The sequence below is a fragment of the Amycolatopsis sp. NPDC051758 genome, from assembly GCF_044453095.1.
Classification (GTDB): Bacteria; Actinomycetota; Actinomycetes; order Mycobacteriales; family Pseudonocardiaceae; genus Amycolatopsis.
This window is the reverse complement of the sequence record NZ_JBITCJ010000001.1, coordinates 43,650-59,336: the sequence shown is the minus strand read 5'-3', so window position 1 is coordinate 59,336 and position 15,687 is coordinate 43,650. Positions and strand designations below refer to the sequence as shown.

16 protein-coding genes are annotated in these 15,687 nt (G+C 70.7%); 3 read left to right on the top strand and 13 right to left on the bottom strand.

The window, feature by feature from the left end; all coding sequences use genetic code 11:
* Positions 1-17 precede the first annotated feature (17 nt).
* Positions 18-1,313, top strand: coding sequence for a D-arabinono-1,4-lactone oxidase (locus ACIA5G_RS00315; RefSeq protein WP_395920059.1), 1,296 nt, complete (start codon positions 18-20; stop codon positions 1,311-1,313).
* On the opposite strand, the gene ACIA5G_RS00310 is transcribed toward ACIA5G_RS00315, so the two are convergent.
* The 3 genes from ACIA5G_RS00310 to ACIA5G_RS00300 are packed head-to-tail and all read right to left on the bottom strand — an operon-like array spanning position 1,310 to position 3,568.
* Positions 1,310-2,260 carry a ribose-phosphate diphosphokinase gene (locus ACIA5G_RS00310; RefSeq protein WP_395920058.1) on the bottom strand — a complete coding sequence of 317 codons (951 nt, stop codon included), beginning with the start codon at positions 2,258-2,260 and terminating at the stop codon, positions 1,310-1,312. The genes ACIA5G_RS00315 and ACIA5G_RS00310 overlap by 4 nt on opposite strands.
* Positions 2,257-2,907, bottom strand: a complete 651-nt coding sequence (locus ACIA5G_RS00305; RefSeq protein WP_395920057.1) for an SDR family oxidoreductase — start codon at positions 2,905-2,907, stop codon at positions 2,257-2,259. Before ACIA5G_RS00305 ends, ACIA5G_RS00310 begins: the two co-directional genes overlap by 4 nt.
* Before the next feature lie 10 nt (positions 2,908-2,917).
* Complete coding sequence (locus ACIA5G_RS00300; RefSeq protein WP_395920056.1) at positions 2,918-3,568, bottom strand: hypothetical protein; 651 nt, start codon at positions 3,566-3,568, stop codon at positions 2,918-2,920.
* Positions 3,569-3,978: 410 nt separating this feature from the next.
* Here ACIA5G_RS00300 and ACIA5G_RS00295 point away from each other — a divergent pair, with 410 nt between their 5' ends.
* Both ACIA5G_RS00295 and ACIA5G_RS00290 read left to right on the top strand, forming a co-directional pair.
* Positions 3,979-5,049 carry an HpcH/HpaI aldolase/citrate lyase family protein gene (locus ACIA5G_RS00295; protein WP_395920055.1) on the top strand — a complete coding sequence of 357 codons (1,071 nt, stop codon included), beginning with the start codon at positions 3,979-3,981 and terminating at the stop codon, positions 5,047-5,049.
* Complete coding sequence (locus ACIA5G_RS00290) at positions 5,046-5,894, top strand: HpcH/HpaI aldolase/citrate lyase family protein (protein WP_395920054.1); 849 nt, start codon at positions 5,046-5,048, stop codon at positions 5,892-5,894. The genes ACIA5G_RS00295 and ACIA5G_RS00290 overlap by 4 nt, the downstream gene beginning before the upstream one ends.
* A gap of 39 nt (positions 5,895-5,933) precedes the next feature.
* On the opposite strand, the gene ACIA5G_RS00285 is transcribed toward ACIA5G_RS00290, so the two are convergent.
* The 10 genes from ACIA5G_RS00285 to ACIA5G_RS00240 form a co-directional block, all read right to left on the bottom strand.
* Positions 5,934-6,812, bottom strand: a complete 879-nt coding sequence (locus tag ACIA5G_RS00285; protein ID WP_395920053.1) for a CU044_5270 family protein — start codon at positions 6,810-6,812, stop codon at positions 5,934-5,936.
* Positions 6,805-7,317 carry an RNA polymerase sigma factor gene (locus tag ACIA5G_RS00280; protein ID WP_395920052.1) on the bottom strand — a complete coding sequence of 171 codons (513 nt, stop codon included), beginning with the start codon at positions 7,315-7,317 and terminating at the stop codon, positions 6,805-6,807. The genes ACIA5G_RS00285 and ACIA5G_RS00280 overlap by 8 nt, the downstream gene beginning before the upstream one ends.
* A 79-nt stretch (positions 7,318-7,396) precedes the next feature.
* Positions 7,397-8,782 carry an amidase gene (locus tag ACIA5G_RS00275; protein ID WP_395920051.1) on the bottom strand — a complete coding sequence of 462 codons (1,386 nt, stop codon included), beginning with the start codon at positions 8,780-8,782 and terminating at the stop codon, positions 7,397-7,399.
* 9 nt (positions 8,783-8,791) lie between these two features.
* Positions 8,792-9,547: an SDR family NAD(P)-dependent oxidoreductase gene (locus ACIA5G_RS00270; protein ID WP_395920050.1), complete on the bottom strand. Its 756-nt coding sequence runs from the start codon at positions 9,545-9,547 to the stop codon at positions 8,792-8,794.
* Positions 9,544-10,956, bottom strand: coding sequence for an aldehyde dehydrogenase family protein (locus tag ACIA5G_RS00265; RefSeq protein WP_395920049.1), 1,413 nt, complete (start codon positions 10,954-10,956; stop codon positions 9,544-9,546). The genes ACIA5G_RS00270 and ACIA5G_RS00265 overlap by 4 nt, the downstream gene beginning before the upstream one ends.
* Positions 10,949-11,719, bottom strand: a complete 771-nt coding sequence (locus tag ACIA5G_RS00260) for an ABC transporter ATP-binding protein (protein WP_395920048.1) — start codon at positions 11,717-11,719, stop codon at positions 10,949-10,951. The genes ACIA5G_RS00265 and ACIA5G_RS00260 overlap by 8 nt, the downstream gene beginning before the upstream one ends.
* Positions 11,716-12,447, bottom strand: a complete 732-nt coding sequence (locus ACIA5G_RS00255; protein ID WP_395920047.1) for an ATP-binding cassette domain-containing protein — start codon at positions 12,445-12,447, stop codon at positions 11,716-11,718. The genes ACIA5G_RS00260 and ACIA5G_RS00255 overlap by 4 nt, the downstream gene beginning before the upstream one ends.
* The gene (locus ACIA5G_RS00250; RefSeq protein ID WP_395920046.1) at positions 12,444-13,250 is read right to left on the bottom strand and encodes an ABC transporter permease; all 807 of its coding nucleotides are present in this window, start codon (positions 13,248-13,250) and stop codon (positions 12,444-12,446) included. The genes ACIA5G_RS00255 and ACIA5G_RS00250 overlap by 4 nt, the downstream gene beginning before the upstream one ends.
* Complete coding sequence (locus ACIA5G_RS00245; protein ID WP_395920045.1) at positions 13,250-14,194, bottom strand: ABC transporter permease; 945 nt, start codon at positions 14,192-14,194, stop codon at positions 13,250-13,252. The genes ACIA5G_RS00250 and ACIA5G_RS00245 overlap by 1 nt, the downstream gene beginning before the upstream one ends.
* Positions 14,191-15,681, bottom strand: coding sequence for an ABC transporter substrate-binding protein (locus tag ACIA5G_RS00240; RefSeq protein WP_395920044.1), 1,491 nt, complete (start codon positions 15,679-15,681; stop codon positions 14,191-14,193). Before ACIA5G_RS00240 ends, ACIA5G_RS00245 begins: the two co-directional genes overlap by 4 nt.
* Positions 15,682-15,687 lie beyond the last annotated feature (6 nt).

Sequence of the window (15,687 nt, the reverse complement as noted above, 5' to 3'; positions counted from 1 at the left end):
CGATGGAGGGGGCGCGCATGACCCGGTGGACCAACTGGGCGGGCACTGCGTCCGCCTCACCGCAGCACGTTCACCAGCCGCGCAGCGTGGCCGAGATCGCGGCGACCGTCCAAGCCATCGCCGCAGCCGGCCGGACCGTGCGCCCCTGGGGCAGCGGCCACTCCTTCACCGCGATCGCCGTCGCCGACTCCGACGCGCTCGACCTGCGCCACTGGACGGGCGTCGAGCGGGTGGACCTCGAGACCGGGCACGTCACCGTCCGCTCCGGCACCACGATCCGCCGGCTCAACGCCGAGCTCGACACGCTCGGGCTGGCCATGACCAACCTCGGCGACATCGACGCACAGACCATCGCCGGCGCGATTTCCACCGGCACCCACGGCACCGGCGCGCGGCTCGGCGGCATCGCCACCCAGATCGTCGCGCTCGAGCTCGTGCTGGGTGACGGCTCGGTGGTCACCTGCTCAGCCGACGAACGCCCCGACCTCTTCGCCGCCGCCCGCGTCGGCCTCGGCGCGCTCGGTGTCATCACCACGGTGACCCTGCAGTGCGAGCCGTCGTTCGTGCTGCGGGCGCAGGAACGGCCGGAGCCGCTGGAGCAGGTCCTCGAGGGCTTCCACGACTTCGCCGCGGACAACGAGCACTTCGAGTTCTACTGGTTCCCCTACGGCAAGAATGCCCTGGTCAAGCGCAACAACCGGACCGAGACGGCGCAGCCGCTCAGCAAGGTCCGCGAGTTCGTCGACTACCAGATCATGGAGAACGTGGCGTTCGGCGGACTCTGCCGGACGGGCCGGCTGATGCCGCGGCTCGTGCGGTCGCTCAACAGCTTCGCGTCGAACATGCTGTCCGCGCGTGAGTACAGCGACCTCTCGCACCGCGTCTTCGTCACCGCGCGCAACGTCCGATTCACCGAAACGGAATACGCTGTTCCACGTGAATCAGTGCTCGACGTGCTCGCCGAACTACGCGCCGTGGTGCCGACGCTGAAGGACCCGGTGATGTTCCCGGTCGAGGTGCGGGTCGCAGCGGCCGACGACATCTGGCTGTCGACCGCGCAGGGCCGCGACTCCGCCTACATCGCCATCCACCAGTTCACCGGCATGCCGTACCGCGAGTACTTCAGCGCGTTCGAGAAGATCGCCGGCGCGGTCGGCGGCCGCCCGCACTGGGGCAAGATGCACGACCTCGACGCCGGCGTCCTCCGCTCGCGCTACCCGCACTTCGACGACTTCCTGCGTGTGCGCAAGGAAACCGACCCGAACGGCGTCTTCACGAACACCTACCTGGACCGGGTGCTCGGGCCGGCCTAGAAGAGCGCCGAGACCGATTCGCCGTTGTGGATCCGGCGGATCGCCTCGGCCATGGCCGGTGCGATCGACAGGATCTTCAGCTTCTCGGTGCGCTCCTCTTCGGGCACCGGGACCGTGTTGGTGCAGACGATCTCCAGCACCTCCGCGCGACTGCCGATCCGCTCGATGGCCTTCGCCGCGAACAGCCCGTGTGTGCAGGCGACGCGGATCGACCGCGGCTCCAGCTCGAGGAGCTTGTCCAGCAGCTCGATGACCGTGCTGCCCTTGGCGATCTCGTCGTCGAGCACGATCACGTCGCGGCCGGTGATCTCACCGATCACCGAGCTGATCTGGACGCGGTCGTCCGGGAAGCGCTCCTTCGCCCCGGCCGCGACCTGGACACCGAGGAGCCGCGCGAAGTGCGACGCCTCCTTCGCGTTACCCAGGTCGGGTGAGACGACGGTGGTGCGCGAGAGGTCGTACTGCCGGAAGTGCTTGGCCAGCTCCTGCAGCGCGTGCAGGTGGTCGACCGGGACGCTGAAGAAGCCGTGGACCTGCGGCGAGTGCAGGGTCATCGCGAGCACGCGGTTCGCGCCGGCCGTGGTCAGCAGGTCGGCGACCAGGCGGCCGCCGAGGGAGATGCGCGGCGCGTCCTTCTTGTCCGAGCGCGCGTACGAGTAGTGCGGCATCACAGCGGTGATCCGCGACGCCGACGCCCCGCGCGCCGCGTCGAGCATCAGCAGCAGCTCGACCAGGTGCTCCTGCACCGGCTTCACCAGCGGCTGGATGATGAAGACGTCCCGCTCGCGGCAGTTCGCCTGCAACTGCACCTCGAGGCAGTCGTTCGCGAACCGCCGGATTTCCGTCGGCTGCAGCGGGATGCCCAGTTCGGCGCAGATCTCTTCGGCCAGTTCGGGGTGCGCGCTGCCGCTGAAGACGGCGATTTCCCTGGATGCCTGGGTGATCACAGTGCTGAGATCGCTTCGTCGATCGCGACCTCACCGGAGATCAGCGTCAGGGTGCGGCGCGCGGTCTTGGGCGCGTCGAGCAGGCCGACGAGCACCGCGGCGACGTCGTCACGCGGGATCGGGCCGCGGTCGGTCCGCTCGGCGAGCAGCACCAGGCCGGTGCCCGGGTCGTCGGTCAGTGCGCCCGGGCGAAGGATCGTCCAGTCGAGGTCGCGGGCCTTGAGGTCGTCTTCCGCCGCGCGTTTGGCGCGCAGATAGTGCCGGAACTCCTCGGTGACGTCGGGGTTCTCCGGGTTGTCGGCACCGATCGAGCCGACCTGGATGTGCCGGCGGACCCCTGCCCGCTCGGCCGCGTCGGCGAACAGCGCCGCCGCGCCACGGTCCACAGTGTCCTTGCGGGCGGTGCCGCTGCCCGGTCCGGCGCCGGCCGCGAAGATCGCGGCGTCGGCACCCTTCAGCACCGCGGCGACGGCGTCCACATCGGAGTTTTCGAGGTCGAGCACGACGGCTCGGGCACCGGCCGCCTCGAGGTCCGCCGCGTGGGCGGGATTCCGGATGATCCCGACCGCTTCGTCCCCGCGCGCGGCAAGCAGCCGCTCCAGCCGCAGCGCGATCTGACCGTGTCCACCAGCAATGACGACTCGCATGGAGCCGACCTTAGTGCGAAGCGGGCGCCTCGGCGGTGCGGAGCAGGTGGTCGTAGACGATCTCGTTCATCAGGCGGGAGACCGGGTCCTCGGCCAGCACCACACGCTCGGTGCGGCCCTCGAGGTCGAGGTCGACGACCGCGTTCGGGTCCGCCGTCACGATCGCGAGGCCGTACGCCCGGGCCCGCGGCAGGCAGTTGCCGACGTAGTCCTCGGTCAGCACGGCCGGCGACGGCAGCACCATCGCGGCCTCGCCGTAGCGGGCGAACGGAACCGCGGAGGCCATCGCGGTGCGCCAGTGGCGCGCGACGGCCAGGACGCCGACGATCTCGGCGGCCGGGGCGGGGGCGGTTCCGGCCAGCTCCGGCCAGGTCCAGGTGTCGACGGTGGCACGGTCGGCCACCGGGCCGGCACCCATCGCGATGCGTTCGGCGTGCACGTCGGTGCGCAGCTTGGCGACCACGCAGACCTTGCGGCCCAGGATCGTGATCTCGGGGAGCACCACGCCGTTCCAGCCCAGCTGGGCCGCGGCGGCGCGGGCGAGTTCGTCGGCGCTCGCGGGAAGCTCGATCGGCGGCACCACCCGGCTCGGCATCGACCGGCTGCGCTTCGCGCCACCGGCGACCGTCGAGCGCTCGGTGTTCTGAGGTGTAGCCGCCACGAGTCCGCCTCCTTCTAACCTGCACCGCTTCGTGACCGGTGAAAACCGGCACTCAATCTGTCTAACAGCGCGGCGGCGCGGCGTCGCCGGGTAGTGCGAGTGGCTGCGATCGGCGGCGGCCAGCGGTCGATGACCGGTCGGTAGGCGGTCATGGGACTTCGGTCGAACGGTGCGGCCAACCGAGTGATCGCGAGGTGAGTGGCACTACCGTCCGCCCGCAACCGACTACCGAAGGCACTTCGTCCGATTAGGCCGTTCGGCGCAACCGGGGGAAAATCCACAGTGGACGCAGGTGGCTGAGCTGCGGTTGTCCGCCGTCACCCCCACGGCGGTGACTTGCGCCGCAGCGGTGTCGCGCGCGCCCGACTAAAGTTACCCGCCAGTTACTTAGTCGTCGCTGTGGAGGACCGATGCGCTCCCCGAAGGACTTCTTCGCCCCGCTCGCCCTGGGCGCGCCCGCCCCCGTGCGGGAGATCCCGGTGACGCCGTCCCGGATGATCCACTTCTTCGACCCGAGCAACGAGAAGATGGCCGCGAAGGCGCCCGACATCGCGAAGAAGGTCGACGTCCTGCTCGGGAACCTCGAGGACGCCGTGCGCGCCGACCGCAAGGAGGCCGCGCGCGCCGGCCTCGTCGCGATCGCCAAGGCGAACGACTTCGGGAAGACGCAGCTGTGGACGCGCGTCAACAGCCTGGACTCGCCGTGGGTGCTCGACGACCTGGTGACGCTCGTCACCGAGATCGGCGACAAGCTCGACGTGATCATGGTCCCCAAGGTCGAGGGCGCGCAAGACATCCACTACGTCGACCGGCTGCTGGCCCAGCTCGAAGCGCGGGCCGGGCTGACGAAGCCGTTGCTGGTCCACGCGATCCTCGAGACGGCGAGCGGCGTGGCCAATGTGGAGGAGATCGCCGGCGCGAGCCCGCGCATGCAGGGCATCTCGCTCGGCCCGGCCGACCTGGCCGCGAGCCGCCGGATGAAGACCACCCGCGTCGGCGGCGGGCACCCGGGTTACCTGGTGCGCACCGACCCGACGGGTGACGACCTGAACGAAGGCCGCACGACCTACCAGCAGGACCTCTGGCACTACACGGTCGCGCGGATGGTCGACGCCTGCGCGATGCACGGGATCCTGCCGTACTACGGGCCCTTCGGGGACATCCGCGACGTCGTCGCGTGTGAGGACCAGTTCCGGAACGCGTTCCTGCTCGGCTGTGTCGGCGCGTGGAGCCTGCACCCGGTGCAGATCGACATCGCGAAGAAGGTGTTCTCGCCTTCGCCGTCCGATGTGGCCTGGGCGCGCCGCGTGATCGCCGAGATGGGCGACGGCACCGGCGCGGTGATGATCGACGGGAAGATGCAGGACGACGCGTCGGTGAAGCAGTGCCGCGTGGTCGCCGAACTGGCCGACGCCCTCGCGGCGGACGACCCCGAACTCGCGGCCGCCTACGACGCCGCCACCAAGGAGATCCTGGGATGACCGAGTTGAAGCCGAGACGCTCCGTCCTCTACATGCCGGGCGCCAACGAACGTGCGCTGGAGAAGGCCAAGACCATCCCCGCCGACGCGCTGATCCTCGACCTCGAGGACGCCGTCGCGCCGGACGCGAAGGAAGCCGCACGCGAACGCGTCTGCGCTGCCGTCGGTTCGTACGGGACGCGCGAGGTGACGATCCGCGTCAACGGCCTGGACACCGAGTGGCACGACGCCGACCTGCGCGCGGCCGCGTCCGCCGGGCCGGCCGCGGTCGTCGTGCCGAAGGTGAACTCGGCCTCCGAAGTGCACAACATCGAGCGCGCGCTGGAGCTGGGCGGCGCGCCGGAGCACACGAAGATCTGGGCGATGGTCGAAACGCCGGTCGCGATGCTGCACGCCGAGGAGATCGCGGCGGCGTCCGAGCGGCTGACCGTGCTGGTGATGGGCACCAACGACCTGGCCAAGGAGCTGCACGCGGAGTTCGTCCCGGGCCGCGGCCCGCTGCTCGGCGGGCTTTCGCTGTGCCTGCTGGCCGCCCGGGCGACCGGCAAGGTGATCCTCGACGGCGTCTACAACGACGTGAAGGACCTTTCCGGGTTCGAAGAGGAGTGCGTCCAGGGCCGTCAGTACGGCTTCGACGGCAAGACGCTCATCCACCCGGGCCAGGTCGAGCCGTGCAACCGGATCTTCGCGCCGTCCGAAGCGGAGATCGACCGGTCACGGCGGATCATCGAGGCCTTCGAGCAGGCCGGCAGCGGCGTGGTCACTGTGGACGGCCGGATGATCGAAAACCTGCACGTCGACAACGCGCGCCGCGTGCTCGCGCTGGCCGAGGCGGTCAAGAGCTGAGCCCCGGTGGCCGGGCGCGCAGGCCCGGCCACCGGTCTTTCACTTCGGCAGGCTGTCCGTCCACTCGGCACTGATCCCGAAGGTGGTGCCCTCGGCCGCGGTGGCGATCGCGCCGTCCGCGGTCACGTACGTCGACGTCTTGTTCACCCGGCTGGTCGCCGGGTCGACGACGAGCAGTCCCCCTCCCGGCGGCGGCAGCTGCAGGCCCTGCCCGCCCGGCACCGCGCCGACCGCCCGCACCCCCGGGTACGCCGCGATCGCCCGGAACGACGCGGCCCGGACCGCCGGGGGCGCGGGCAGCGTGGACACGAGCGAGACCAGGCCTTCGAGCACCGCCTGCTGACGCTGGTCCGCGGTCAGCGGGCCCCCGCTCGTCCGGATGTCGCTGTGCGCCACCAGGTTCGTGATCCAGTCCCGCAAGGCCGCCGGCTCGGCGGGGAGGGTCTGGATCTTCGCCATGGTCACCTCCGCGCCACCCAGCCGGAAGGGCAGCTCGCCCAGCGGCATGACCCGGCCCCTGGTCTTCGCGCCAAGGAACCACACGTGCCCGTCGGCCTTGGTCCAGTACTCGTAGGTCTCGGACGCGTTGATCTTGACGTGCCAGTACGTGCCGGTGCTCGCCGGCACCTGCGCGGCCACCGTGGCCGCGGCCAGCAGAACCTCCTGGCCGGTGACGGCGACCGGCGCCGCGGCCTGCGGGGACGGCGCCGGCGCCGGGGTGCCGGGCAGGGTCGCCACCACGACGCCGGCCGCGACCGCGGCGGCGAGCACCCCCGCGCCGAGGGCGATCGGGCCGACACGACGGCGGCGGCGGCCGACGAGCATGTGGTTCTGGAGCCGGTGGCGGCTCCGGTCGGCGACGTCGTGGCTGGGGTCTTCCGGGAGCAGCGCGGTGCGCAGCGTCTCCAGGTCATTCATCGGTGGCCTCCGGGGAGAGAACGGGAGTGAGCTTCTTGCGGGCGCGCGTCAGCCGGGAGCCGACCGTGCCCGGGGAGATGCCGAGTGCTTCGGCGACCTGCGCGTAACCGAGGTCGGCGAGGGCCACCAGCAGCAGGACGTCGCGTTCGCCGGCGGTCAACCGCGACAACGCTTTTCCCAGCTGCCCGGCCACGACGATGCGGTTTTCGTGGCCTTCGGCGGGCCGGGGCACCTCGAGCCGCGAGAGCGCGCGGTAGTGCCGGGCCTCCTTGCGGCGATGCCTCGACACCAGGTTCGTGGCGATGCCGAACAGCCAGGCCCGCAGGTCGCCGCGGGTGGCGTCGAACGTCTTCCGGCGGTCGAAGGCGACCAGGAACGTCTCGGCGGCGACGTCTTCCGCCGCCTGGGCGCCGAGCCGCCCCGCCACGTACCGGTAGACGGCCGCGAAGTGGCGGTCGTGCACCTCGGTGAACGACTCGGCGCCGAGCACCGGGGCCGCCGTCATGTGGCTGCCTCTGTCATGGAGATCCTTCCCGTCGGCGTCAGTTCCACCACCACTTCGCCGCGGGCCCGGATCTTCTTCCCTACCCGATCGGCCAGGGACGCTGAGGCTCGCGAAGCCGCTCGTACGCCGCGGCCGCGCGCAGGACACCGACGTCGTCGAAGCGGCGCCCGGAGAGCTGGAGGCCGATCGGGCGGCCGTCGTCGGTGTAACCGCAGTTCAGCGACACCGCGGGCTGGCCGGACATGTTGTACGGCACCGTGAACCCGATGTGCTCGAACGGCCGCGCCGGGTCGTTCGTCGGGGACGCCCACTCCGCCGGCGGGGCCGCGACCGGGCAGGTCGGCGACAGGACGACGTCGAACGGCTGAGTCGCGCGCAGGGTCGCCACGCTGATCGAGTCGATCTGGGCGAAACCGCGGTAGACGTCGACGCCGGGCACCTCGGCGCCGCCCGCCGCCCAGTCCGCGATGTACGGCAGGACCTTCGCGCGGCGCTCCGGCGGCAGCACCGCCATGTCCGACCAGGCGCGCGTGCGCCAGAAGACGTCCAGGCCGCTGAGCATCTCGCGAGTGAGGAACGGCCCGAGCGGCTCGACCACCGCGCCCGCGGCCTCGAAGACCCGGGCCGCCGCGGTGACGGCGTCGCGGGTCGCCGGGTCCACCGGCAGGCCGGGGCCGGAGTCGAGGTGCAGCCCGACACGCAGTCCCGCGAGGGAGCCGTCGAGCGACGACCACGGCAGGTCCTCCGGCGGCAGGCTCAGGTGGTCACGCGGGTCGGGCGCGGACAGCACGCTCATCAGCAACGCCGTGTCGGCGACGGTGCGGGTCATCGGCCCGGCGACCCGGCCGAGGAACGGCGGGTCGACCGGCACCCGGCCGAAGCTCGGTTTCAGCCCGACCAGGCCGCACCAGCCCGCGGGCAGCCGGATCGAGCCGCCGATGTCGGTGCCGACGTGCAGCGGGCCGTACCCGGCGGCGGCCGCGGCTCCCGCACCCGCGCTCGACCCGCCCGGCGAAGCCGACGTCACCCACGGGTTCCGCGCGGTCGTGTGGAAGCTGGACAGCCCGGACGTCAGCATCCCGTAGTCCGGCATGGTCGTCTTGGCCAGCAGGACACCGCCGGACTCGCGGATCCGCGCGGCCGCCGGGGCGTCTTCGGCGGCGGGAACGAGCGCGGTCGCCGCGGTGCCCAGCGGGACCGGGGTGCCGCGGGTCGCGATGTTCTCCTTGAGCGTCAGCGGGACACCGTCGATCGGGCCCAGCGGTTCGTCGGACGCCCAGCGCGCTTCGGAGGCCTTCGCATCGTCGAGAGCCGCCGAAGGGTCGTACGCGTACAACGCGTGCAGCTCCGGCTCTCGCGCGTCGATACGTGCGAGAACGGCTTCGGTGACCTCGACCGGCGAGAGCGTCTTCGCGCGGAACTGCGCAACGAGGTCGACGGCGGTCAGATCGGGCAGCTCGGTCATGAGCCCTCCTTACGAAGCAGGCGGTTCGAAGCGGCCGTCGACGGCGGTCCAGCCGCCGTCCACCGCCAGCACGGAGCCGGTCACGAACGACGAAGCGTCCGAAGCGAGGTACACCACGGCGCCGGCGAGCTCGTCCGGACGCGCCCAGCGACCCAACGCGCTCTTCTGCGCGTACGCGTCGTACCACTCCGGGTTCGCCTTGATCTGCGCGGTCAGCGGGGTCTCGACGACGCCGGGGGCGATCGCGTTGACCCGGACGCCGGCCGGGCCGAACTCCGCCGCCGCCGTCCGGAACAGCTGGACGAGCCCGGCTTTTGTGGCCGCGTACGGGCCCTGGCCGGGCTCGACGGTGGTGCCGCGGATCGACGAGAAGCCGATGATGCTCCCCCGCCCGCGCGCGACCATGTCGGCGCCGAACGCCCGGACGACCTCGAACGTCACCCCGAGGTTCAGCGCGATGACCCGGTCGAACTCCTCGCGGGTGTAGTCCAGCAACCGTTTGCGGACGTTGGTCGCGGCCGTCAGCACCACGATGTCGAGCGGGCCGAGGTCGCTCGCGGCCTGGTCGACCGCCCCGGGTTCGAGCAGGTTGATCTCGTACGCCTCGCCGACGCCGGCCTCACGCGCGGCCTCGACGTCCCGGTCCGCGCAGATCACGTCAGCGCCGTGCGCGGCCAGCGCCCGTGCCGCCTCGGCGCCGATGCCGCCCGCGCCGAGCACCACGGCCCGGCGGCCGTCCAGCCGGAAGAGGTTCTCGTAGCTCACGGGCGCAGCACCGCCATCCTCGTCACGGTCAGCTCTTCGACGGCGAACCGGGGCCCTTCACGGCCGATGCCGGAGTCCTTCACCCCGCCGTACGGCATGGTGTCCGAGCGGAACCCGGGCACTTCGTTGACCACAACGCCGCCGACCTCCAGCTCGTCGAGCGCGCGGAACGCCGTGTTCAGGGACCGGCTGTAGATGCTCGCGTGGAGGCCGTAGCGGGACGCGTTCACCGCGGCGAAGGCTTCGTCCACATCGGACACCGTGCGCAGGCAGACGACCGGGCCGAAGATCTCCTCGTCCCAGGCTTCGACGCCGTCCGGGACGTCGAGCAAGACGGTCGGCCGCAGCACTGTGCCGTCAACACCACCGCCGACCTGGCGGGCGCCGGACTTCTTGATCCACGCGGCGACGCGGTCGGTGGAAGCAGGGTCGATCAGCGCCGACACCCGCGTCTTCTCGTCACGCGGATCGCCGATGACAACCTCGTCGAGCCGGGCCAGCAGCCGTTCGGTGAAGTCTTCGGCGACCGACGAGACGACCAGCACGCGCTGGACCGAGATGCACGCCTGTCCGGAGGCGTAGAACCCGCCGCGCAGCACGGCGTCCGCGGCCGCGTCGAGGTCCGCGTCCTCGGCGACGACCAAGGCGGCGTTCGAGCCCAGCTCCAGCAACGTCTTCGTCGGAGCCGCGTCGCGGGCGATGCGGTGGCCGACCGCGGCCGAGCCGGTGAACGAGACCGCGCCGATCCGGCGGTCGGTCGTCAGCGCGGCGCCGACGGACGCGTCACCCGTGACCAGCTGGACCATCGCGGCAACCGGCGCGACCGACCGGACCAGGTGGACCAGCCACAGCGTGGCCAACGGGGTCTGCGGCGCGGGTTTGACGATCACCGGGCAGCCCGCGGCGATCGCCGGCGCGATCTTGTGCGACGCGAGCAGCAGCGGGTAGTTGAAGCCCGCGATGCCGACCACCACCCCGATCGGCTTGCGCTTCCAGAACCCGACCAGGCCGTCACCCGAGGGCAGCAGGTCCAGCGGGACGGTCTCGCCGTGCAGCCGTGACACCTCTTCGGCGGCGGCTTCCCAGGTGACGATCGTGCGCGCGACCTCGACGCGGCAGTCGACCAGCGGTTTGCCCGTCTCCAGGACGAGCAGGTTCTCGAACTCCTCGCGCTTCGCGGTCAACGCCAGCGCGACATCGTTGAGCAGCTTGCGGCGGGTCCGCGAAGGCAGCGAAGCCACTTCGCGCGCAACGGCGACAGCTTCGTCGACAGCACGTCGAGCCAGCTCCGGCGTCCCGAGCGGCGCGGTGCCGACCACGCTCCCGTCGTAAGGGAAAACGATTTCCGCGGCGTCCACAGTGGACACCCATTCCGCGCCGACCGGCAGGCCGTCCGGGTACTCAGGCATCGTCACCTCCGCTCAGCCGGGCCAGCTCCGCCCGCAGGTTCGGCGCCGCGGCCAGGAGCTCCCGGGTGTACTCGTGCTCCGGTGCGTCGTAAACCTGGGACACGTCACCCAGCTCGACGATCTCGCCGCGGCGCATCACCGCGACCCGGTCGCAGACGTGCCGGACCACACCGAGGTCGTGCGACACGAAGATGAGCGTCAGTGCGAACTGCTCCACCAGCGAGCCGAGCAGGTCGAGGATCTGGCCGCGCACGGAGACGTCGAGCGCGCTGACCGGCTCGTCGGCGATCAGCACGCTCGGGCTCGGCGCGAGCGCGCGGGCGATGGAGATGCGCTGCCGCTGGCCGCCGGAGAACTGGTGCGGGTAGCGCCCCGCCGCGTCCGCCGGGAGGCCGACCGCCGCCAGCAGCTCGTCGACGAGCTTCGGGTTCCGGCGGCCCAGCGGTTCGGAGATGATGTCGGCCACCCGCATCCGCGGGTCGAGCGAGCCCATCGGATCCTGGAAGACGATCTGCAGCTCCGACCGCAGGAAGCCGAGTTTGCGTTCCGGCAGGTTGTCGATGCGCCGGCCCTGGAACGAGACGGTGCCCGCGGTCGGCTTGTCGAGCGCGGCCAGCAGCCGGACCAGCGTGGACTTGCCCGAACCGGACTCGCCGACGATGCCGAACCGCTGCCCCGCCTCGACGTCGAAGCTGACTCCGCGCAGCGCGTGGACGTCCCGGCGGGCGTAACGACGTTCGAGGTCGCGGACTTCGATGATCATCGCCGGGCCTCCAGGTCCGAGGCGTCCAGGAGCTTGCGCGTGTACTCGTGCTTCGGCTGCGTCAGCACTTCGCCCGTCGAGCCCGCTTCGACGATCTCGCCGTCCAGCATCACGAGGACGCGCTCGCACACCGACGCGACCACCGCGAGGTCGTGCGTGATGAACAGCAACGCGCTCTCGGCGGGCAAAGAAGTCTTGATCAGCGACAGGATCTGCGCCTGGACGGTGACGTCGAGGGCGGTGGTCGGCTCGTCGCAGATCAGCAGTGCCGGCTCGTTGGCCAGCGCCATCGCGAGCACCACCCGCTGCCGCTGCCCGCCGGAGAGCTGGTGCGGGTACGCGCGAGCCGTGCCCGGCAACCCGACCGCGTCGAGGAGCTCCTCGGCGGATCGACGGCGACCGTGGATGCGCCCGGGCTCGGTGACCTGGCGGCCGACGCGCATGGCCGGGTTCAACGCCGTCATCGGCTCCTGGAACACCATGGCCAGCTCGTCACCGCGCAACCGGGACATGTCCCTTTCGGACATTTCCAACAGCTCGCGATCACCGAGGCGCACCGAGCCGGACGCGCGCAGCTCTTCGGGCAGCAAGCCCATGATCGACAACGCCGTCAACGACTTCCCGGACCCGGACTCGCCGATCAGGCCGACCCGCTCACCGGCGCCGATGGTGAAGGAGACATCTTTGACCAGCGAGTTCACGCTGAGCCCCGAAACCGAGAGCGTCATACCTTCGCCGCCAATCGCGGATCGAGGCGGTCGCGCAGGCCGTCACCGAGGAGGTTGAACCCGAGCACGGCCACGGCGATCGCGATGCCCGGCACCAGCGCCAGCCGCGGCTGCACGGTCAGCAGTTCCTGGGATTCCTGCAGCATCCGGCCCCACGACGGGGTCGGCGGCCGCGTTCCGAAGCCGAGGAACGACAGCGCCGCTTCGGCGAGCACGGCGATCGCGAACGACACCGACGCCTGCACGATCAGCAGCCCCGAGATGTTCGGCAGCACGTGCCGCACGGCGATGGTCAGCCGCGACCGGCCGCCGGCGCGGGCGGCGAGCACGAACTCGGTGCTCATCACCTGCAGCGTCCCGGAGCGGGCGATCCGAGCGAACGACGGGATGGTCGCGATGCCGATCGCCACCATCGCGGTCAGCGTGTCCGCCCCGAACACCGCGCCGAACATGATCGCCAGCAGCAGCGCGGGGAACGCGAGCACGAGGTCGTTGACCCGCATGACGAACTCGCCCAGCCACCGCGGCGACATCCCGGCCAGGATGCCCAGCGGCGTGCCGATCACCGCGGCGATACCGACCGCGACCACACCGACGTACAACGTCGTCCGCGCGCCGACCATGAGCTGGCTCAGCAGGTCACGCCCGAACTTGTCGGTGCCGAACAAATTCGAGCCGCCGAAGCCCAGGAGCCGGTGCGCCGCGTCGACCTTCACCGGGTCGAACGGCGTCCAGAAGAACGACAGCACCGCGGCCAGCACGACCAGCCCGACGAGCACCCCACCGATGACGAGATTGCGCATCACGAACCTCGCAATCGCGGGTCGAGCACGGTGTAGAGGACGTCGACGACGAAGTTGACCAGCAGCACGCCGACCACCAGCACGAGCACGATCCCCTGCACGGTCAGCAGGTCGCGCGACGCGACGGCGTCCAGCAGCATCGAGCCCAGTCCGGGAAGCACGAAGACGCGCTCGACAACCACCGCGCCGATCAACAGCGTCGCCAGCTGGAGTCCGAGCACCGTGACCACCGGGACCGACGCGTTGCGCAAGCCGTGGCGCACCAAGGCTTGTCCCGGCCGCAGCCCCTTCGAGCGCGCGGTGCGCAGGTAGTCCTGGCCGAGCGTGTCGAGCACGGCCGAGCGCACATACCGGGTGAGCACCGCGCCCTGCACCAGGCCGAGGGACAACGCGGGCAGGACCAAACCGCGGAAGAACTCGCCGAAGTCCTGGTTCGGCGGTGTCCACCCGCCCGACGGCAGCCAGCGCAGCTGCACGGCGAAGATCTGCACCAGGATGATCCCGGCGAGGAACGCGGGGATGGCAACACCGATCTGCGACAGTCCGGAAACCCCGGCACCGGACGCTTTCCGGTGCTTGACCGCGGCGAACGTGCCCGCCGGGATCGCGATCACCAGCGCCACCAGCATGCCGGCGCCGACCAGCCAGAGCGTGACGCCGAGGCGGTCGAGCAGCTGCGGGCCGATGGTGTCGCGGGTGACGTACGAGCGGCCGAAATCGCCGTGCAGCACACCGCCGATCCAGTCGAAGTACTGCGTCACCAGCGGCCGGTCGATGCCGAACTCCGCGCGCGTCTTGGCGAGCAGCTCCGGTGTCGCGTTGACACCGAGCGCGACCTGCGCGGGATCACCCGGCAGCACGGCCATGAACAGGAACACCACGATCGACGCGACCAGCACGCTGACCACGAAGATCGCCACCCGGCGCAGCACCTTGGCCGTCATCGTGGCGCCAATCCGGTGAGGTCGAACGACTCGCTGACCTGGTTCTGGACGAACCCGCCGACCTTGGCCTTCGCCACGATCACGTTGGGGAACAGGAAGAGCCAGTCCGCGGCGGCGTCGGTGTTCAGCTGCCGCGCCACCTGCTTCATGTCCGCGACCTGCTGCTCCGGCGTCCCGCTGTCGGCCTCGGCCAGCAGCTGCTGGACGCGCTTGCTGTCGTAACCCCAGTAGTACTTCGGCTTTCCGAACGTCGTGATGTCGCGCGCCTCGACGTGCTGGATGATCGAGAGGTCGTAGTCGTGGTCGGTGAACACCTGCTTGAGCCAGACCGCCGGGAAGTCGAGCGGCTCGATCGTGGTCCGCACGCCGACGTCGGCCAGCTGCGACTGCACCACCTGCGCGGCCGAGACCGCGTACGGCAGGTTCGGGATCCGCATCCGCAGGTTCAGGTTCGTGGCACCGGCCTCGCTCAGCAACGCCTCGGCCTTCGCGGGGTCGAACGGGTGGACGTTCGACAGGTCCTCGTACCAGGGATCGGTCGGCGGGACCATGCTGCCGATCAGCGTGCCGCGGCCCGCCCAGGCCGTGTCCAGCAACGCCTTCCGGTCGATCGCGTAGGTCAGCGCCTGCCGGACGCGGGGGTCGTTCAGCGGCGCCCGCGCGTTGTTCATCGCGAGCGTGACCTCACTGTTCGACGTGCCCTGGACGACCTGGAACCGGTCGTCGGCCTGGAACTGCGGGATCGAGTCGGGCGCGGTGATCGCCGAGATGACGTCGATGCCGTTGCTGTAGAGCGCGTTGTTGAGCGCGGTCGGGTCCTTGATGTACTTGAGGACAACCGTGGTGTACGCCGGTTTCCGGCCCCAGTACGTCGGATTCGCCTTGAGCACCACGGAGTCACCGCGCTTGCGCGCCGCGACGACGTACGGCCCGGTGCCGACCGGCTTGTTCGCCAGGTCCGCAACACCGGTCGGGCTGAACATCGCGCCGAGCCGGCTGGTGAGGCTGAACAGCCAGCCGTTCGACGGCTTCGACAGCACCACCCGCGCGTGGTCCGGCGCCACGACGTCGACGTGGTCGACGACGTCCATCGTGGACTTGATCGAGATGGTCCAGTCGGTCTTCACGCGCAGCAGCGAGAACTTGACGTCCTCGGCGGTGAACGGCGCGCCGTTGCTGAACTTCACACCCGGCTGCAGCTGGAAGTCGTAGGTCTTCCGGTCCGGGCTGATCGTCCACGACTTCGCGAGTAACGGCACGACACGCCCCTGCGAGTCGAGCTTCACCAGGCCTTCGTAGACGTTGTAGAGCAGCGCCTGCGGGATCGCGGCGCCGTCGGTCTTGGTGAAGTCGAAGTTCGCCGGCTCCGCCGTGAACCCGACGGAAAGTGTGTCCGGACCAGCGGAAACGCTGGCCGACGAGCCGGCCGAGCAGCCGGACACCACGAGCAGCAGCGCCACTGCCAGCACGTGAAGTCGGGCTTTCATTCGGCC